At 70.8% G+C, this 18,601-nt stretch carries 15 protein-coding genes and 1 pseudogene; 13 read left to right on the top strand and 3 right to left on the bottom strand.

Going from position 1 to position 18,601, the window contains the following annotated elements:
• The first annotated feature begins 26 nt into the window (after positions 1-26).
• The 9 genes from crcB (ACFWPS_RS24875) to ACFWPS_RS24835 all read left to right on the top strand — a co-directional run bounded on the left by crcB (ACFWPS_RS24875) (position 27) and on the right by ACFWPS_RS24835 (position 8,020).
• A complete protein-coding gene (gene crcB, locus ACFWPS_RS24875) occupies positions 27-488 on the top strand; it encodes a fluoride efflux transporter CrcB (protein ID WP_383708360.1) in 462 nt (153 codons plus the stop codon).
• Positions 485-865: a DUF190 domain-containing protein gene (locus ACFWPS_RS24870; RefSeq protein WP_383708359.1), complete on the top strand. Its 381-nt coding sequence runs from the start codon at positions 485-487 to the stop codon at positions 863-865. Before crcB (ACFWPS_RS24875) ends, ACFWPS_RS24870 begins: the two co-directional genes overlap by 4 nt.
• Positions 862-1,236: a fluoride efflux transporter CrcB gene (gene crcB / locus ACFWPS_RS24865; RefSeq protein WP_383708358.1), complete on the top strand. Its 375-nt coding sequence runs from the start codon at positions 862-864 to the stop codon at positions 1,234-1,236. Before ACFWPS_RS24870 ends, crcB (ACFWPS_RS24865) begins: the two co-directional genes overlap by 4 nt.
• 72 nt (positions 1,237-1,308) lie before the next feature.
• A complete protein-coding gene (locus ACFWPS_RS24860) occupies positions 1,309-2,145 on the top strand; it encodes an undecaprenyl-diphosphate phosphatase (RefSeq protein WP_383708357.1) in 837 nt (278 codons plus the stop codon).
• A 182-nt stretch (positions 2,146-2,327) separates the two neighbouring features.
• Positions 2,328-3,005: a FadR/GntR family transcriptional regulator gene (locus tag ACFWPS_RS24855; protein WP_383708398.1), complete on the top strand. Its 678-nt coding sequence runs from the start codon at positions 2,328-2,330 to the stop codon at positions 3,003-3,005.
• Positions 3,002-4,441 carry an amino acid permease gene (locus tag ACFWPS_RS24850; RefSeq protein WP_383708356.1) on the top strand — a complete coding sequence of 480 codons (1,440 nt, stop codon included), beginning with the start codon at positions 3,002-3,004 and terminating at the stop codon, positions 4,439-4,441. The genes ACFWPS_RS24855 and ACFWPS_RS24850 overlap by 4 nt, the downstream gene beginning before the upstream one ends.
• Positions 4,442-4,484: 43 nt before the next feature.
• Entirely contained in the window at positions 4,485-5,495 is a 1,011-nt protein-coding gene (locus ACFWPS_RS24845; RefSeq protein ID WP_383708355.1) for an asparaginase, read from the top strand.
• Between the two features lie 134 nt (positions 5,496-5,629).
• Positions 5,630-7,045, top strand: a complete 1,416-nt coding sequence (gene aspA, locus ACFWPS_RS24840) for an aspartate ammonia-lyase (protein WP_383708354.1) — start codon at positions 5,630-5,632, stop codon at positions 7,043-7,045.
• 45 nt (positions 7,046-7,090) lie between these two features.
• The gene (locus tag ACFWPS_RS24835; protein WP_383708353.1) at positions 7,091-8,020 is read left to right on the top strand and encodes a glutaminase; all 930 of its coding nucleotides are present in this window, start codon (positions 7,091-7,093) and stop codon (positions 8,018-8,020) included.
• A gap of 29 nt (positions 8,021-8,049) precedes the next feature.
• Here the strand turns inward: ACFWPS_RS24835 and ACFWPS_RS24830 are convergent, their stop codons facing one another.
• Positions 8,050-9,273, bottom strand: coding sequence for a glycosyltransferase (locus ACFWPS_RS24830; protein WP_383708352.1), 1,224 nt, complete (start codon positions 9,271-9,273; stop codon positions 8,050-8,052).
• Between the two features lie 473 nt (positions 9,274-9,746).
• Here ACFWPS_RS24830 and ACFWPS_RS24825 point away from each other — a divergent pair, with 473 nt between their 5' ends.
• From ACFWPS_RS24825 to ACFWPS_RS24810, 4 genes are all read left to right on the top strand, one after another.
• Complete coding sequence (locus tag ACFWPS_RS24825; RefSeq protein ID WP_383708351.1) at positions 9,747-11,717, top strand: potassium transporter Kup; 1,971 nt, start codon at positions 9,747-9,749, stop codon at positions 11,715-11,717.
• 110 nt (positions 11,718-11,827) lie between these two features.
• Positions 11,828-12,937 (top strand): DUF475 domain-containing protein, encoded by a 1,110-nt coding sequence (locus tag ACFWPS_RS24820; RefSeq protein ID WP_383708350.1) that lies wholly within the window; start codon positions 11,828-11,830, stop codon positions 12,935-12,937.
• 187 nt (positions 12,938-13,124) lie between these two features.
• The gene (gene mptB, locus ACFWPS_RS24815; protein ID WP_383708349.1) at positions 13,125-14,519 is read left to right on the top strand and encodes a polyprenol phosphomannose-dependent alpha 1,6 mannosyltransferase MptB; all 1,395 of its coding nucleotides are present in this window, start codon (positions 13,125-13,127) and stop codon (positions 14,517-14,519) included.
• Positions 14,516-15,865 carry a glycosyltransferase family 87 protein gene (locus ACFWPS_RS24810; RefSeq protein WP_383708348.1) on the top strand — a complete coding sequence of 450 codons (1,350 nt, stop codon included), beginning with the start codon at positions 14,516-14,518 and terminating at the stop codon, positions 15,863-15,865. Before mptB ends, ACFWPS_RS24810 begins: the two co-directional genes overlap by 4 nt.
• Before the next feature lie 89 nt (positions 15,866-15,954).
• On the opposite strand, the pseudogene ACFWPS_RS24805 reads toward ACFWPS_RS24810, so the two are convergent.
• Positions 15,955-16,797: pseudogene (locus ACFWPS_RS24805) on the bottom strand (D-alanyl-D-alanine carboxypeptidase family protein); the annotation flags it as partial.
• 121 nt (positions 16,798-16,918) lie between these two features.
• Positions 16,919-18,067: a transcription termination factor Rho gene (gene rho, locus ACFWPS_RS24800; protein ID WP_383708347.1), complete on the bottom strand. Its 1,149-nt coding sequence runs from the start codon at positions 18,065-18,067 to the stop codon at positions 16,919-16,921.
• Positions 18,068-18,601 lie beyond the last annotated feature (534 nt).

The raw sequence follows: 18,601 nt of genomic DNA, 5'->3' as shown, positions 1-18,601 counted from the left end.
CGGCGCCGAACAGGAGACGTACGACCATGACAGCCCCGGAAGCCGAGAGCCTCCGTGTCCAGCCGAGCCCCCAGCGGCGGTCCGAGTGGCGTGCCCAGACACCGGTCGTCGCGGTGGTCGCGGCCGGCGGCGCGATCGGTGCCGTCGCCCGCTACGCCCTCGCCCTGGCCCTGCCCACGGCCGCCGGGGGATTCCCCTGGGCGACCTTCTGGACGAACATCATCGGCTGCGCGGTGATCGGCGCGTTCCTGGTCCTGATCACCGAAGGGCTCCCGGCGCACCGCCTGGTCCGCCCCTTCTTCGGCACCGGCGTCCTCGGCGGCTTCACCACCTTCTCCACCTACGCCGTCGACATCCAGAAACTGGTCGACCACGGCCGGCCCGGCACCGGCCTCGCCTACCTCGCCGCGACCCTGTGCGCGGCCCTCGCGGCGGTGTGGTGCGCCGCGACCGTGACCCGTCGTGTCCTCACCCGGAGGCAGCGATGACGAGACTGACCGGCCGCGCCCTGCGCCTGACCGTCTACATCGGCGAGGACGACACCTGGCACCACAAGCCCCTCTACACGGAGATCGTGCACCGCGCCCACCGGGCCGGACTCGCCGGAGCCAGCGTCTTCCGGGGCATCGAGGGCTTCGGCGCCTCCTCCCGCATCCACACCTCCCGGCTGCTGTCCCTGAGCGAGGACCTGCCGGTGGCGGTGGTGGTCGTGGACACGGAGGAGCGGGTCCGGGCCTTCCTGCCGGAGCTCGACGAACTGGTGACCGAGGGGCTCGTGACCTTGGACGACTGCGAGGTCATCAGGTACGTCGGCCGCACGGGCGACACGGGCAAAACGGACGTGAAGGGTAAGAAGTCGTTGTGAACTGGCTGTTGGTGGTCCTCGGAGCCGTCGCCGGTGCTCCGCTCCGCTACCTGACCGACCGCGCCGTCCAGGCCAGGCACGACTCCGTCTTCCCCTGGGGCACCTTCGTGGTGAACGTCACCGGCTGCCTGATCCTGGGCCTGCTGACCGGCGCCGCCTCGGCGGGGGCGGCGAGCCCGCACCTCCAGCTGCTGCTCGGCACCGGGCTGTGCGGGGCGCTGACGACGTACTCGACGTTCTCCTATGAGACCCTCCGGCTTACCGAGACCGGCGCGGGGCTCTACGCTGCCGCCAACGTCGTCGCGAGTCTCGTGGCCGGCCTCGGGGCGGCCTTCGCCGGGGTGGCGATCGCCCAGGCCGTCTGGGCCTAGGACTTGCCTCACACCCGCCCGTTGTAAGACTGTCTACAGCACTGTCGACCAAACTCTGCAGAACTGGATCCCATGAGCGCCATCTCAGTCGGTCAGGCCGCCGTCCTCGGGGTAGTCGAGGGGGTGACCGAGTTCCTTCCCGTGTCCTCCACCGGCCACCTCAAGATCACCGAGGGGCTCATGAACATCCCCGTCGACGACCAGTCCGTCGTCGGGTTCTCCGCCGTCATCCAGGTCGGCGCCATCGCCGCCGTGCTCGTGTACTTCTTCAAGGACATCAAGCGGATCGTCTCCGCCTGGGGCCGGGGACTGACCAACAAGAACGAGCGCTACCACCACGACTACAAGTTCGCCTGGTGGGTGATCGCCGCGACCATCCCGATCGTCGTGGTCGGCCTCGCCGCCAAGAAGCTCGTCGAGGGGCCACTGGGGTCGCTGTGGGTGGTCGCCGGCTCGCTGATCGTCGGCTCCGGTGTGATGTGGTGCGCGGACCAGATGGGCCGCCACAAGCGCGGTGAGGACGACACCTCCTTCAAGGACGCGATGCTGGTCGGCTGCTCGCAGATCCTCGCCCTGCTCTTCCCCGGCTTCTCCCGCTCCGGCGCCACCATGTCCACCGCGCTCATCCTGGACCTGGACCGGGTCGCCGCCACCCGCCTCTCCTTCTTCCTCGGCATCCCGGCCCTGACCGGCGCCGGCATCTACGAGCTCAAGGACGCGCTCGGCGCGGGCGTGGGCGCCGCCCCGCTGGTCGTCGGTACGGTCGTCTCCTTCGTGGTCGCCTACGCCTCCATCGCCTGGCTGCTGAAGTTCGTCGCCAAGCACTCCTTCAACGCGTTCGTGATCTACCGGATCGTGATCGGCCTGGCGCTCTTCGGCCTCCTCGCCGCGGGCACCATCAACGCCTGACGGCCGCCGTCCCACGAGTCACTGCTCCGCCACGGGGTGTGATGCCTGCATTCAGGCGTCGCACCCCGTGAACGTTTCCTTTCCGGAAACCTTGACAGCGTCCTCACGCAACCCGGAACATCTCACCCGTGAACCTGTCAGACAGCCCGACAGCCGGACAGCCCCCGCGGCGCGTGAGCGCCATGGAGGCGGTACTGGCGCACCTGCGCGCCGCCATCGAGCGCGGCGAGTACGCCGTGGGCGACAAGCTCCCCTCCGAGGCGGAGCTCTGCCGCACCCTGGAGATCAGCAGGCCCGTCCTGCGCGAGGCCCTGCGGGCCCTGCAGACGATGGGCCTGACCGTCTCCAAGACCGGCAAGGGCACCTTCGTGGTCGCGAGCGCCGTCGAGGACCCCACCTTCGGCGACTACGCGGCGAGCGACCTGATCGAAGTGCGCCGGCACGTCGAGATCCCGGTCGCCGGGTACGCGGCCCTGCGCCGCACCCCGGAGAACCTGGACCACCTGGCCCATCTGCTCGACCGCATGGAGCGGGAGACGGACACCACCGCGTGGGTCGCGATGGACACCCTCTTCCACCTCGCCGTGGCCGAGGCCGCCCAGAACCCGGTCTTCCGCCGGGTCATCGAGGAGATCCGGGACGCACTGGCGCGTCAGTCGGCCTTCCTCAACGAGCTGGGCGGCCGCCGCGAGCAGTCCAACCGGGAGCACCGGGCCATCGTCGAAGCGCTGATCGACGGTTCCGAGACCGACGCCGTGGACGCCATGAGCCACCACCTCGACCGCGTCGAGACCACCCTCACCCACATCGTGCGCCCCGCGCGCACGGACCAGCACAAGGAAGGCGGAACCGAGGCGTGAGCGAACAGCACCTCAAAGACGAGACGCGCCCCTCGTCCCGTCACGTCGACGCCGGAGACCACGGCTACAGCAAGTCGCTGAAGCACCGGCACGTCAACATGATCGCCATCGGCGGCGCCATCGGCACCGGCCTCTTCCTCGGCGCCGGCGGCCGCCTCGCCGACGCCGGACCCTCCCTCTTCGTCGCCTACGCGGTCTGCGGAGTCTTCGCCTTCCTCGTCGTGCGCGCCCTCGGCGAACTCGTCCTGTACCGCCCGTCCTCCGGCGCCTTCGTCTCGTACGCCCGGGAGTTCCTGGGCGAGAAGGGCGCGTACACCGCGGGCTGGATGTACTTCCTGAACTGGGCGACCACCGGCATCGCCGACATCACCGCGGTCGCCACCTACACCCACTACTGGGGGATGTTCTCCGACATACCCCAGTGGGTGATCGCCCTGATAGCCCTGGCCGTGGTCCTCACCGTGAACCTGATCTCGGTCAAGTTCTTCGGCGAGCTGGAGTTCTGGTTCGCGATCGTCAAGGTCAGTGCCCTGGTGATCTTCATGGTCATCGGCATCTTCCTGCTGGTCACCCAGCACCCGGTGGACGGCACCACCCCCGGCCCGTCCCTGATCACCGACAACGGCGGCATCTTCCCCAACGGCCTGCTGCCCATGCTGCTGATCATCCAGGGCGTCGTCTTCGCCTACGCCTCGGTCGAACTGGTCGGTGTCGCCGCGGGCGAGACCGAGAACCCCGAGAAGATCATGCCCAAGGCGATCAACTCGATCATGTGGCGGGTGGGCCTGTTCTACGTCGGCTCGGTGATCCTGCTGTCGATGCTGCTGCCCTGGAACAAGTACACGGCGGGCCAGAGTCCCTTCGTCACCGTCCTCTCGCACATCGGCGTCCCGGCGGCCGGCGGCGTGATGAACCTCGTCGTGCTCACCGCGGCCATGTCCTCGCTCAACTCCGGCCTCTACTCCACCGGCCGCATCCTGCGCTCCATGGCCGTCAACGGCTCCGCCCCCAAGTTCACCGCGAAGATGAGCCGCACCCAGGTCCCGTACGGCGGCATCCTGCTCACCAGCGGCATCTGCGTCCTCGGTGTCGGCCTCAACTTCGTGGTCCCCGCCGACGCGTTCGAGATCGTCCTCAACTTCGCGGCGATCGGCATCATCTGCACCTGGGGCATGATCATGCTCTGTCACCTGCTCTTCTGGCGGAAGACCCAGAACGGCGAACTCACCCGCCCCGGCTACCGACTGCCGGGCTCCCCCTGGACCGAGATCGTGACGCTGGCGTTCCTCGCCTCCGTCCTGGTCCTCATGTACGCCGACGGCGGCGCCGGACGCACCACCGTGCTGTGCCTGCCGCTGATCGTCGCCGCGCTGGTCGCCGGCTGGTACGCCATCCGCCGCCGCATCCCGCGCACGTCCACCGGAACCGACGCGTGAACCGCGCCCCGGTCCGTCCCACCTCACCCGAGACCAGGCAGTGATGCACAGCAGTTCCCCCGCGGACGCACCCATCGTCCGTGAACCCCTCCACGCCCCCGTCGCCCACCTGATACGCGGCGGGGTCGTCGAGGGCATCCACTACGGCTCCGTCGTCGTCCTCGGCGCCGACGGCGAGGTCCAGTTCCAGCTCGGCGACATCGAGGCCGCCTTCTACCCGCGCTCGGCCCTCAAGCCCGTCCAGGCCGTGGCCATGCTGCGGGCCGGGCTGCCTCTCGACGGCGACCTGCTCTCACTGGCCGCCGCCAGCCACTCCGGCGAGGAGCGGCACCTCGCCGGGACCCGGCGGATCCTCGACCTCGCCGGACTGACCGAGGCCGACCTGCGCAACGTGCCCGACATGCCGTACGACCCGGCCGTGCGGGACACCTGGATCCGCGAGGGCCGGGAGCCGTCGCGGCTCGCCCAGAACTGCTCCGGCAAGCACGCGGCGATGCTGTGGACCGCGAAGCTCAACGGGTGGTCCCTCGAGGACTACCTGGAGCCGGAGCACCCGCTCCAGCAGGCGATCGCCGAGATCGTCGAGGACCTGACCGGGCAGCGGGTGGCGGCGACGACCGTGGACGGGTGCGGGGCGCCGCTGTTCTCCATCTCCCTGCACGGGCTGGCGCGTGCGGTGTCGCGAATCGTGTCCGCCGTGCCGGGTACGCCCGAGGCACGGGTGGCCGACGCGATGCGGGAGCACGCGGAGATGGCGTCCGGCGCGGGGCGTGACGTGGCCGCGCTGATGGCGGCCGTGCCGGGGCTGCTGGCCAAGGACGGCTTCGAAGGCGTGCAGGTCGCTGCGCTGGCGGATGGCCGGGCGGTGGCCGTGAAGATCTCCGACGGGGCGAACCGGGCGCGGGTTCCGGTGGCCGCGGCGGCATTGGCGAGGGCCGGGGTGGATCCGGAGCTGTTGACGGGGTTCGCCGGAGAGGCGCTGCTCGGCGGCGGCAAGGAGGTCGGGCGTGTGCGGCCCGTTCGTTCGCTGGAGCCGGTTTCGGTTTGCGCCTAGTGGGGTGGGCCGGCTTGTCGGTCGGCGGCTGCGGGTCCGTTGTGGCTGGTCGCGCAGTTCCCCGCGCCCCTGTCGGGGCGCCTCAGTCACGGTCCTGAAAAATCACTCCCTCCGAAAGAGGAATTCCCACCCTCATGACCACCACCCTCGTCACCCGTAGCGAACATGATCTGCTCGGTGACCGTGACGTGCCCGCCGATGCCTACTGGGGTGTGCACACCCTGCGGGCCACCGAGAACTTCCCGATCACCGGTACGCCGATCTCCGCCTACCCGCACCTGATCGACGCCCTCGCCGCCGTCAAGGAGGCCGCCGCCCTCGCCAACGAGGAACTGGGACTGCTGGCGCCCGAGAAGGCCGCCGCAATCGTCGCCGCCTGCCGGGAGATACGGGCCGGCAAGCTGCACGACCAGTTCGTCGTCGACGTCATCCAGGGCGGTGCCGGGACCTCGACCAACATGAACGCCAACGAGGTCGTCGCCAACCGGGCCCTGGAGCTGATGGGGCACCGGAAGGGGGAGTACCGGTACCTGCACCCCAACGAGGACGTCAACCTCGGTCAGTCGACCAACGACGTCTACCCGACCGCCGTCAAGATCGCGACCGTCTTCGCCGTGCGCGGGCTGCTCAAGGCGATGGCCGTGCTGCAGGACTCCTTCGGGCGCAAGGCCGTCGAGTTCCGTGACGTGCTGAAGATGGGCCGTACGCAGTTGCAGGACGCGGTTCCCATGACGCTCGGGCAGGAGTTCTCCACCTTCGCCGTGATGCTCGACGAGGACCGCAGCCGGCTCGCCGAGGCCGTCGAGCTGATCCACGAGATCAACCTCGGGGCGACCGCCATCGGCACCGGCCTCAACGCGCCCGCCGGCTACGCCGAGTCGGCCCGCCGGCACCTCGCCGGGATCACCGGCCTGCCCCTGGTCACCGCCGCCAACCTGGTCGAGGCGACCCAGGACTGCGGGGCGTTCGTCCAGATGTCCGGCGTGCTCAAGCGGATCGCGGTCAAGCTCTCCAAGAGCTGCAACGACCTGCGACTGCTGTCGTCCGGGCCGCGTGCCGGGCTCGGCGAGATCAACCTGCCGCCCGTGCAGGCCGGTTCGTCGATCATGCCCGGCAAGGTCAACCCGGTCATCCCCGAGGTCGTCAACCAGGTCGCCTTCGAGGTCATCGGCAACGACGTCGCCATCACGATGGCCGCCGAGGCCGGACAGCTCCAGCTCAACGCCTTCGAGCCGATCATCCTGCACTCCCTGTCGGAGAGCATCACGCACCTGCGGAACGCCTGCCGCACGCTCGCCGAGCGCTGCGTGGACGGCATCACCGCCAACACCGAGGTGCTGCGCGCGACGGTCGAGAACTCCATCGGCCTGGTCACCGCCCTCAACCCGTACATCGGGTACACGGCGGCCACCGACATCGCCAAGGAAGCCCTCGTCACCGGCCGCGGGGTCGCCGAGCTCGTCCTGGAGAAGGGCCTGTTGCCCGCCGAGCGGCTCGCCGATCTGCTGCGCCCCGAAGTCGTCGCCGGCAGCGGATCACCCCTCGCCTGACCTGCGAGTACGCACCAGGACCGGCCCGGAGGCACAATAGTGATCATGACAATGACGTCGTCCCAAGCCTTCCTGCCGGTCCTGGAGCGCATCGCCGAGGAGATAGGCCGTACGCCGGGTCGCGGCCGCCCCGCCGACTACATCCCGGCCCTCGCCGCCTGCGACCCCCGCAGCTTCGGCATGGCCGTCGCCGAGCTCGACGGCACGGTCTACGGCGTCGGCGACTGGCGGCAGCCCTTCTCCGCGCAGTCCATCACCAAGGTCTTCACCCTCGCCCTCGACCTGGCCCGCGAGGGCGACGAACTCTGGGAGCACGTCGGCCGCGAACCCTCCGGCAACCCCTTCAACTCCCTGGTCCAGCTGGAGTACGAGCAGGGCATCCCGCGCAACCCGTTCGTCAACGCGGGCGCCCTCGTCGTCACCGACCGCCTCCAGACCCGTACCGGAGACGCGGCCGGCGAACTGCTGGCCTTCCTGCGCGCCGAAAGCGGCAACGCCACGCTCGACTTCGACAAGGAGGTCGCCGCCTCCGAGTCCCAGCACGGCGACCGCAACGCCGCGCTGGCCCACTTCATGGCGTCCTACGGCAACATCGACAACGAGATCCCGGTCCTCCTCGACCAGTACTTCCGCCAGTGCTCCGTGGCCGCTTCCTGCGCCGACCTGGCCCTGGCGACCACCTTCCTGGCCCGCCACGGCATCCGTGCCGACGGCACCCGCCTGCTCACCAGAAGCCAGGCGAAGCAGGTCAACGCCGTGATGCTGACCTGTGGCACCTACGACGCGGCGGGCGACTTCGCCTACCGGGTCGGCCTGCCGGGGAAGAGCGGGGTCGGGGGCGGCATCATCGCCGTGGTGCCGGGCCGGTGCGCACTGTGCGTATGGAGCCCGGGTCTGGACGAGCGGGGCAACTCGGTGGCGGGAGTGGCGGCACTCGACCGCTTCACGACGCTCACGGGTCTGTCGGTGTTCTGACACATCCGGCTCGGTGATCAGCTGTGCGTTCAGGCGGGCATCGGCCGTGTTTCCCGGCTGACGGTGTCGAGCAGCAGTTTCGCGGCCACCGCTGCTCCGTCGGTACGGATGCCGTCGGCCACGGCCCTCGCGCGTGCGGCGGTCTCGGGGGCGAGGGCCGTCCCGAGTGCGGCTGACAGGGACTCGGTGGTCGGAGTCGGGCCGTCGTGTGCCACGCCGATGCCCAGGGCGGCGACCCGGCCCGCCCAGTAGGGCTGGTCCGCCGCCTGGGCCACCACCACCTGTGGCGCTCCGGCCCGGGCTGCCGTCGTCGTGGTGCCCGCGCCGCCGTGGTGCACGGCGGCGGCCACCCTGGTGAACAGCGCCTGCTGATTGACCTCGCCGACGACGAAGCAGTCGTCCCGGTCGTCGATCAGGGCCAGTTCGGCCCAGCCGCGTCCGACGAGTGCGCGACGGCCGTGCGCGCGGATCGCCTCGATGGACACCCGGGCGATGTCCGTCGAGACGCCCCGCATGCTGCCGTAGCCGACGAACACCGGAGGTGCGCCCGCGTCCAGGAAGGCCAGCAGGTCGTCCGGCAGCGGGCGTTCGTCCGGCAGGAGCCACGCCCCGGTGTGCACGAGGTCGAGTTCCGGGGTCTCCCGCCACGGGCCCAGGACCGGGTCCGACGCCAGCCACGGCCGGTCGGTGAAGATGAAGCCGTGGACGTCGTCCACCGGCGGCAGGCCGACCGAGGTCCGGTGGGCGTTGAGGGCCTCGCCGTGCAGCGTGTTGAAGGTCCGGGCGTTGAGGTCCCACAGCGCCCGGTTGTCGGTCACTTCCGGCGGGAACGACTGGCCCGGCAGCAGCGCGGGAGGCGCCTGGTGCGGCGACCGCAGCAGGAACGGACAGAACGTCGCGTACACGTAGGGGACACCGAGTTTCTCGGCCGCAGACCGCGAGGAGAAGTGCGCGAGCCCGGTCGCGAGGAGAACATCGCATCCCTCTGCGGCCGCGGCGACCGTGGCGAACTGCGCGGCCAGTTCGGCCACCCGCCGGGAGGCGGCCGATTCCGTCGACGGTGCCGCCATGGTGCCCATCGGCCTGCCGACCGCCACCGGTTCCACGTCGGCCCTGGCCAGCAGCCGGGCGAAGACCTCGTCAGGCGGCGCGCAGACCCGTACCTGTGCGCCGAGTTCCCGCAACCGCACCGCGAGCGCCACCAGTGGTTCGACATCTCCGCGCGACCCATACGTCGACAACAACACACGCACTACGCGACTCCCGTTTTTGCAGGTACTGGCCTCGGTCGGCGATTCTGCGGCCTGCCGGGGGCCTTGCCGCAAGCCCCCCGGCGCGCTATACGTTGAGCACGGCAAGGAGGGGGGAATCTCCTTGCCGCTGCCTTGTGCCGTCCACGGTGAACGAAGGGCCTCTGACGAAGCGTCGGTGCGGCGCGTGGCACGGCCCGCCGAACCGAACGCCCTGTCCCCGCCCGCGTCCGGGGGGTCTCGGGAACCTGCGCACGAAGGCCGGTTCACCCTGGGCGTGGGCCTGGCCGCGGGCACCGCTGCACCTCTGCTGTCGACGTCCCCCAAGGCCTGCTCACCCCTGAAGCCCTGGAACTCTCCGGCATCGTGCCGAATCCCGAACCGGCGTACGGGGTGTGCCGTCAAGGGCCGTGAAACGGAGCGGTATCGTCCAGCACGACATGCCAGGCAGCCGGCCTGTGCCGAGGAGGATCGTCATGACCAGTCGTCGGCACCTGGCCGGCTCGGACGAAGGACCGTCGGCGGGGCCGCCGACGCCTCATGCCCCGAGCGTGCAGGGCACAGTCCGCCTCTCGCTGGTGGTCGGGGCGCTCGGTGTGGTGTTCGGCGACATCGGGACCAGCCCGATCTACACCCTGCAGACCGTGTTCAACCCGGGTGACCCGCACCCCGTCCCGGTCAGTACGGAGAACGTGTACGGGGTGGTGTCCCTGGTGTTCTGGTCGGTGATGATCATCGTCACGGTCACCTACGTGCTGCTCGCGATGCGCGCCGACAACGACGGCGAGGGCGGCATCATGGCGCTGATCACCCTGCTGCGCCGATGGAGCGGCCCGCGAGGCGCGCGAGCCGCCGTCGTCCTGGCGGCCCTGGGTATCTTCGGCGCCTCCCTGTTCTTCGGCGACAGCATGATCACCCCGGCGATCTCGGTGCTGTCCGCGGTCGAAGGACTCAAGGTCGTCGAGCCGTCGTTCGGCGATGCGGTCGTGCCGATCACCGCGGTGATCATCGTGGTGCTGTTCCTGGTGCAGCGCAGGGGAACCGCGGCGGTGGGCCGGGTGTTCGGGCCCGTCATGATCGTCTGGTTCCTGGCCATCGGCGCCTGCGGCGTCGCCGGCATCGCCGACCACCCGGAGATCCTCAAGGCACTGTCGCCCACCTATGCCGTGGGCTTCCTGTACGGCCACTTCGGGACCGCCTTCTTCGCCCTGGCCGCGGTCGTGCTCGCGGTCACCGGCGCCGAGGCGCTCTACGCCGACATGGGCCACTTCGGGCGCAGCCCGATCACCCGCGCCTGGATGATCCTAGTCTTCCCGGCGTGCGTCCTCAGCTACCTCGGCCAGGGCGCGCTCATCCTCGCCGACCCGGGCAACATCAGCAGCCCGTTCTTCCTGCTCGTGCCGGGCTGGGCACGCTGGCCGATGATCCTGCTGGCCACGGCCGCCACGGTGATCGCCTCCCAGGCGGTGATCACCGGCGCCTACTCGGTCACCTCCCAGGCGGCCCAGCTGGGCTATCTGCCGAGGCTGCGGATCGCGCACACCTCCGAGTCCGCCGCGGGCCAGATCTACGTCCCGTGGATCAACTGGCTGCTGATGGTCTCGGTCCTCACCCTGGTGTTCGCGTTCCGCAGCTCCGCGGCCCTGGCCTTCGCCTTCGGCATGGCGGTCACCGGCACCATCACCATCACCACCCTGCTGTTCTTCTACGTCGCCCGCGCCAAGTGGGGCACACCACGGTGGCTGATCGGTGCCGGTGCCGCGCTGCTGCTGACGGTGGACCTGCTGTTCGTCGCCGCCAACCTGACCAAGCTGGTCCACGGTGCCTGGCTGCCGCTGCTGATCGGCCTCACCGTGTTCACCGTCATGACCACCTGGCAGCGCGGCCGCGAGCTCGTCACCGCCGAACGGGCACGTCAGGAAGGCTCGCTGGCCGAGTTCGTCGACCACCTGCGCACCGGTGAGGTCCCGACGATCCGGATCCCCGGCACGGCGGTCTTCCTCGACCGGGGCAAGGAGACCGCGCCGCTGGCGATGCGGGCCAACGTCGAGCACAACCACGTGCTCCACGACCACGTGGTGATCCTCTCCCTCGAGACCCAGCCCGTACCCCGGGTTCCGGACGACCGGCGCAGCGCCGTCGACGCTCTCGGATACGGCGACGACGGGATCATCCACGTCACCGCGCGGTTCGGGTACATGGAGACACCGGACGTGCCCGCCGTACTGGCGACGCTCGACCCGGCGACGACGGAGGGGCGGTTGCAGCTCGACGACGCGTCCTACTTCCTGTCGAAGATCGAGCTCCGGCGCGGAACGGCGCCGACGATGGCGTCCTGGCGCAAGCGGCTGTTCATCGCCACGTCGTACATCACCGCGGATGCCGCCGAGTACTTCGGCCTGCCCCGCGACCGGACGGTCATCATGGGCTCGCACATCGACGTGTAGGCGACCGCCGACCCCCGCACCGGGACACCCCGAGGACAACTGTCCGTGATAGACAACGCAGTTGTGAGGGCCGGTCGTTGGCGGCCGTGGGACGACGGGAGAGTGCAGCCGTGCTGTTGAAGACCTTTCGCTGGGCGTTCCTGGTCACCGCGGTCGGCCTGGCGGCCGGGGTGCTGTACGACGGCTGGACCGCCCTCGGCATCGTGGCGATCCTGGCCGTCCTGGAGGTGTCCCTGTCGTTCGACAACGCTGTCGTCAACGCCGGGATCCTGAAGAAGATGAACGCCTTCTGGCAGAGCGTCTTCCTCACGGTGGGCGTCCTGATCGCCGTGTTCGGCATGCGGCTCGCCTTTCCGGTCGTGATCGTCGCGATCACCGCCAAGCTCAATCCGTACGACGCGGTGAACCTGGCGCTCACCGACAAGGACCGCTACGAGCAACTGGTCACCGACGCCCACCCGGCGATCGCCGCCTTCGGCGGCATGTTCCTGCTGATGATCTTCCTCGACTTCGTCTTCGAGGCCCGGGACGTCCAGTGGCTGGGCTGGATCGAGCGTCCCCTCGCCAGGCTCGGCAAGGTCGACATGCTGTCGGTCTGCATCGCCCTGATCGTCCTGCTGATCAGCTCCTTCAGCTTCGCCACCCATGCCCACCAGCACGGCGGCGCGCACGCCGACAAGGCGCAGACGGTGCTGGTCTCCGGCATCGCCGGCCTGATCACGTATCTGGTCGTGGGCGGCCTGTCGGGCTACTTCGAGAACCAGCTGGAGGAGGACGAGGAGAGGCAACAGCGGGGCGGTGGCTCGGCGGTGCTGCTGGCAGGCCGGGCCGCGTTCTTCATGTTCCTCTACCTGGAGGTCCTGGACGCGTCGTTCTCCTTCGACGGCGTGATCGGCGCCTTCGCCATCACCAACGACATCGTCCTCATGGCCCTCGGCCTCGGCATCGGCGCGATGTACGTCCGTTCGCTCACCGTCTACCTGGTCCGCCAGGGCACCCTGGACGACTACGTCTACCTGGAGCACGGCGCCCACTACGCCATCGGCGCGCTGGCCGTGATCCTGATGGTCACCATCCGGTACCAGATCAACGAGGTCATCACCGGCCTCGTCGGCGTCGTCCTGATCGGCTGGTCGTTCTGGTCCTCCGTACGGCGCAACCAGCGGCTGGCGGCGGCCGAGGCGGAGACGGAGACCGCCGAAGCGGTCCGTGTCCCCTAGGACATCCGGCACGCCAACGGCCGGGAGGAGCGCGGCCGGGGCCGGCCGAGTCGACTGCCTGAGGACGTGCAGCCCACCCGCACCCGACCACGATCGACCACCCACAGGTAACAACCAAGCCCCTCCCAAGAAAACACCCCGTCGCTTTCCGGCCACCCGCAATTGACACGCTGACCCAGTGTTGGCCATGGCTTTCCCCGTCGATCTCCGCCGCTGCCAGGTACTCGGCCTGGCCGGCACCGCATTCCTCGCCCTGGGAGGTGAGACAGCCGGCGCCCTACCCGTCGAGGATCTCCTCGCACCCAGCTCCGTGCAGGCGGCGTTCGGCCTGGTCGGGGTCTACTTCGGCGTCGTCCTGCTGATCGCGGCGTGGCTGCTCCTCGGCCGCCTGGTGCGCGGCACCACGCCGCCCACCCCGCGGCAGCTGCTGCTGGTCCTCGCCGTCTGGGCGACCCCGTTGCTGCTCGCGCCCCCGCTGTTCAGCCGGGACGTGTACAGCTACCTCGCGCAGGGTGCGATGGTCGACGCGCACATGGACGTCTACACGTCGGGACCCGCCCAGCTCGGCGGCCCGCTGGCCGACGAGGTCGCCCCGGTGTGGCAGAACACCGCCGCCCCTTACGGCCCCGCGTTCATGGGTGTGGCCTCGCTGCTGTCCGGGCTGACCCGGGGCGAACTCCCGGCCGGGCTCTTCGGCATGCGGCTGGTCGCCCTGCTCGGCGTCGGCCTGATGGCGGCCGCGCTGCCCCGGCTCGCCCGGCACAGCGGCGCCGACCCGGCCGCCGCGCTCTGGCTCGGCGCCCTCAACCCGCTGGTGCTGCTGCATCTGGTCGCGGGCGCCCACAACGACGCGATCATGCTCGGTCTGCTGGGCCTCGGCCTGGTCGCGGCGCTCGGCCGCTGGCCGGTCCTGGGGGCCGTACTGGTCACGCTCGCGGCGCTGGTGAAGGCGCCCGCGGCGCTCGGTCTGCTCGCGGTGATCGTCGTACAGGCGCGCAAGGGCCGCAGTCCCGTGCGGGCCACCCTGACGACGGCGGTCGCGTCGGGGGCCACGACGGTGGTGGCGACCGCGGTCGCCGGGACGGGGTACGGGTGGATAAGGGCGCTCGACACGCCCGTCTCCCCGCACAACTGGGCGCTCAGCAGCCTGCTCGGCCGGGCCACGGGGCGGGTCCTCGAACACTTCGGCAGTGATCTGGCGCCGCTGGCCGTCCCGGCCTGGCACCTGTTCGGGCTCGTACTCACCGCGGTGACCGTGCTGTTGATATGGGTCCGGCTACGGCCCCGCCCGGTCTACGCCCTCGGGCTGAGCCTGGCCGCGGTCGCCGCCTTCGGGCCGGCGATCCGCCCCTGGTACGCCATCTGGGGCCTGTTCCTGATAGCGGCGGCGGCGCCGAGCACCTCGGTACGGCACCGGGTGGCGGCCGTCACCGGAGTGCTCGCGCTCGCCGTGCTGCCCAGCGGCGGCCCCGCCGACATCGGCCAGCTGGTCCTCGCCGTCTCCGGCGGGGTACTGGGCGTGGTCGTGCTGTGGCAGGCCCACCAGGCCGCGCAGGCCCCGGCCGTGGGACGTACGGCATGAGCCCGAGAGGACCGCAGAGCGACCGGGGAAGACTGGTGCTCGTCCTGGTCCTGGCCGCCGCCGTGACCGCGTTCACGGCCACCGTGCCGCTGCTGCGCGACTGGTTCGACCTGCGCGTGTACTACGGCACCGTGCACACCTGGGTGCACCACGGCGGGCGGATCTACGACTACCGGGTGCCCGGGACGACGTACGGGTTCACGTATCCGCCGTTCGCCGCCGTCGGCATGCTGCCCATGGCGCTGGTGGGGCTGCACCTGGCCATCGCGGCCTCGCTGCTGCTGAACCTGGCCGCGCTGGCGTTCGTGCTGCGTGTCCTGGCCGGGCCGGGCTGGCGGCGCTGGGGCTGGTACCGCTGGGCGCTGGCGCTGTGCGTGCTGGCGCTGTTCGAGCCGTTGCGGGACACCTTCAGCTTCGGCCAGGTGAACCTGATACTGCTCGCCCTGGTGCTCGGCGACTGCTGTCTGCTGCGCAGCGGGCGGGGTCGCTGGGCCGGGGTCGGCATCGGGCTCGCCGCCGCGATCAAACTCACGCCCGCGCTGTTCATCGGCATGCTGCTGATCGGCCGCAAATGGCGTGCGGCCGGTGTCGCCACGGCCGTGACACTCGCCGCGACCGGGCTCGCGGCCTGGGCCGACCCGAGGGCGTCCCGCTTCTACTGGACGCAGGCGCTCTGGGACACCGGCAGGGTCGGCCGGCTCGACTACGTGTCGAACCAGTCGCTGCAGGGCGTGCTGGCCCGGCTCGGCCATCCGGACAAGCCGCTGTGGGCGATCGTGGTGCTGCTCACCCTTGCCGTGTGGGCGTGGCGGACCCGCCGGGCCCTGGCGGCCGGCGACTGGACGGCCGCCTTCGCGCTCACCGGTCTCGCGGCCTGCCTGGTCAGCCCGATCACCTGGGTGCACCACCTGGTGTGGGTGCTGCCGTCGTTCGCGCTGCTGGCCCGCGCCGGGCGCCCGCGGGTCGCGGGCGCCCTCTACGCGGTGATGTGCACCAGCGTGGTGTGGCTGTGGTTCGACGACGCGTCCGGCATCGACGGGTTCCTCGGCAGCAACATCTACACCTGGATCACGCTGGGCCTGCTGCTGGGCCTGCCGGTCGGTCAGTCCCGTCCGGAGCGGTCGCTCCTGAGCCGCAGCGCCAGGCTCACGGCGCCCGCGCCGAGTACCGCGAAGCCCGCGGCGATGGCGGTGTCCGACCAGCCGGAGTCGTCCTCGGGCGCGGTGGCTGCCGCCATCGGTACGGTGCTCGGATCCGGCCGGGGCCGCGGCTTGGCCCGCAGACTGTCCAGCGAGCCCACCGGGTCGACCTTTCCGGCCGCCGCGAAGCCCCAGTCGAGCAGCTGACGGGCCTCGTCGTACACGCCGCCGTCCTGGGGGTTCATCACCGTCACGAGGAGGGTGCGGCCGCCGCGCCGGGCGGCGGCCACGAGGGTGTTGCCGGCGTTGCTGGTGTAGCCGTTCTTGATCCCGATCAGGCCGGGGTAGCGCGCCACACCGTCCTCGCCGGTCAGCAGCCGGTTGGTGTTCTCGATGCCGAACGACCAGCCGGCGCCGTCGGGGAAGCGGGCCTCGGCGGTGGAGCAGTACAGGGCGAAGTCGGGGTTGCGCAGCCCCTCCCGGCCGAACACCGCCAGGTCGAACGCGGAGGAGACCTGCCCCGGTGCGTCGTAGCCGTCGGGGGACTTGACGCGGGTGTCGAGGGCGCCCAGGGAGCGGGCGTTGGCCTGCATCCGGGTGACGGTGCGGTCCCAGCCCCCGTCGAGCGCGGCCAGGACGTGCACGGCGTCGTTGCCCGAGCTGAGGAAGACCCCGCGCCACAGGTCGGACACCCGGTAGGTGTGCCCCTCTTCGACGCCGACCAGGCTGCTGCCCTCGGCGACGTCCGCCAGCTCCTCGGGCGTCACCCGGTGCGGGAGGTCCGCGGGCAGGACGGGCAGCACGGTGAGCGCGAACAGGGTCTTGAGGGTGCTGGCCGGCGGCAGTTTGCGGTGTGCGTGGTTCGCCGCGAGCACCTGGCCGGTGCCCGCGTCGGCGACCAGCCAGGAGAGCGCGGAGACGTCCGGCAGTTCCGGGGTGCCGGGGTGCGGCCGCGCTTGTGTGCCGGACCGGTAGAGCAGCGACGGCCCGGGAACCACCGCCCTCGGGGGCGGGGCCGGGTCCAGCGCCCGGGTGCCGGCGACGGCCGTGCCGGGCGTCAGCGCCAGCAGGCCCGCCAGACAGACGGCGCAGGCCGCCGCCGCTCGCCGAGGGAATCGGTCAGGGAATCCGATCGTCATATGATCAACGTAGGAACGGGGGCGGTGTCCCGCGCGCTGCATGGGCCGGTCGGATGCCGTGAGCAACCCGGATGCCGCACGCCCGGGCCCGGTCTCGGACTGTCGGGAGGGGTGCCCGGTCTCAGCCCGCCGGCAGGGTCGGCTGCACGCGCCGCAGGAAGGCTGCGTTGTCCGGGGTCTCCCGCATCCGCTCCAGGAGCGTCTCCAGCCCGCTGGGGGCGCCCTCGCGGCTCTGCAGGGCTCGGCGCAGTCCGCGGATGGTGGTCAACTCGGCCGGGGTGAGCAGGAGTTCCTCGCGGCGGGTGCCGGAGGGGGTGATGTCCAGGGCCGGGAAGACCCGCCGGGAGGCCAGTTCGCGGTCCAGGCGCAGCTCCATGTTTCCGGTGCTCTTCAGCTCCTCGAAGAAGTAGCCGTCGGCCCGGGAGCCGGTGTCCACCAGGACGGTGGCCAGGATGGTGAGCGAGCCGCCCTCCTCGGCCTTGCGGGCGGCGCCGAAGAACCGCTTGGGGCCGAGCAGCGCGCCGGCGTCGACACCGCCACTGAGGGTACGGCCGTTGGAGGCGGCCGCGTTGTTGTGGGCCCGGCACAGCCGGGTCAGGGAGTCAAGAAGGATGACGACATCCTTGCCCTCTTCGACGAGCCGCTTGGCGCGCTCGACGACGAGTTCGGCGAGGGCGATGTGCTCCTTGGCGGGCCGGTCGAAGGTGGACGCGTACACCTCGCCGCGTACCGAGCGTCGCATGTCGGTGACCTCCTCGGGGCGCTCGTCGAGCAGCAGCACCATCAGGTGGCACTCCGGGTGGTTGCCGGCGACGGCGGCCGCGAACTGCTGGAGCAGCACCGTCTTGCCGGTCTTCGGCGGGGCCACGATCAGCCCGCGCTGCCCCTTGCCGACCGGCGCGAACAGGTCGGCGACCCGGCCGGCGAGCCCGGCGCCCGGGTGTTCGAGGCGGATCCGCTCGTGCGGGTGCAGCGGCGTCAGATCGCGGAAGTTTCGGCGACCGCGCAGCTCTTCGGGCGTACGGCCGTTGACGCGCGTGATCTCGGTCAGCGTGCGCCGGTCGGCCCGGACGCCCTCGACGAGGTCGCCCTTGCGCAGGCCGTGCCGGCGGATCAGCGCCGGGGAGACCTGCGGGTCGGCGGGGGAGGGCAGGCAGTCGGGGGCCCGCAGCTGGCCCTTCCCGCCGGAGTCGATGTCGAGGACACCGGTGACGGACCGGCCCGCGGGCCGGTCCTGCTGCTGTACGGGGGGTTCGAGTGTGGTGGTCATGAGAGGTGGTCCTTTCGCGGACGGAAGACATGAGTGAAGGGGGGAGTGGGCCGCGAGCGGGAGGGCGTGTGCGCAGGCCTCCGTGCGGCGGGGAACGGCACCTCGGGAACGGCGGAAAGGCCCTGGTCACGAGGTGGTGCTGAGAAGCCGACGGCCGGTCGGGGAACGACGGGCGACTCGGCTGGAGGGGTGGAACCGGCACTGGGCGCCCAGAAGAGGGGCGCTCACACGTGCTGATCGCACTATACCCAGGGTTCCGCTGTCGTCAACATGGCACCGGTCACCTGTATTCCCGCACCCGGTGCCGGACGTGCCTGCCCGGGGAGCGCCCCTTGCCGGGGGCTCGGGGTCGATCACGACCGGCCGTGTCCGCGCCCTCCCGGTGCGGCCGCGCCCTCGGCGCGGCGGCTGCGGCGCATACCAGCCATACGAACCCCCGATGGCGTTTCGCTGACGCATTTCTTGTTCTGGCCATAGGCCCTACCTACGCTGCCACCACCGCACTTCGGCGGCATGGACAAGGGACTTGGCAAA

The organism is Streptomyces sp. NPDC058457, assembly GCF_042720695.1.
In the GTDB taxonomy this organism is placed as follows: domain Bacteria; phylum Actinomycetota; class Actinomycetes; order Streptomycetales; family Streptomycetaceae; genus Streptomyces.
This window is presented reverse-complemented; position numbering and strand designations above follow the sequence as displayed.

Bases quoted from the DNA above. Each gene is read 5' to 3' on its own strand.
- ACFWPS_RS24810 (WP_383708348.1), top strand. From the start codon at position 14,516: ATGAGCCCGAGAGGACCGCAGAGCGACCGGGGAAGACTGGTGCTCGTC.
- ACFWPS_RS24855 (WP_383708398.1), top strand. From the start codon at position 2,328: ATGGAGGCGGTACTGGCGCACCTGCGCGCCGCCATCGAGCGCGGCGAG.
- crcB (WP_383708360.1), top strand. From the start codon at position 27: ATGACAGCCCCGGAAGCCGAGAGCCTCCGTGTCCAGCCGAGCCCCCAG.
- ACFWPS_RS24860 (WP_383708357.1), top strand. From the start codon at position 1,309: ATGAGCGCCATCTCAGTCGGTCAGGCCGCCGTCCTCGGGGTAGTCGAG.
- mptB (WP_383708349.1), top strand. From the start codon at position 13,125: ATGGCTTTCCCCGTCGATCTCCGCCGCTGCCAGGTACTCGGCCTGGCC.
- ACFWPS_RS24835 (WP_383708353.1), top strand. From the start codon at position 7,091: ATGACAATGACGTCGTCCCAAGCCTTCCTGCCGGTCCTGGAGCGCATC.
- aspA (WP_383708354.1), top strand. From the start codon at position 5,630: ATGACCACCACCCTCGTCACCCGTAGCGAACATGATCTGCTCGGTGAC.
- ACFWPS_RS24825 (WP_383708351.1), top strand. From the start codon at position 9,747: ATGACCAGTCGTCGGCACCTGGCCGGCTCGGACGAAGGACCGTCGGCG.
- ACFWPS_RS24845 (WP_383708355.1), top strand. From the start codon at position 4,485: ATGCACAGCAGTTCCCCCGCGGACGCACCCATCGTCCGTGAACCCCTC.
- ACFWPS_RS24870 (WP_383708359.1), top strand. From the start codon at position 485: ATGACGAGACTGACCGGCCGCGCCCTGCGCCTGACCGTCTACATCGGC.
- rho (WP_383708347.1), bottom strand. From the start codon at position 18,067: ATGACCACCACACTCGAACCCCCCGTACAGCAGCAGGACCGGCCCGCG.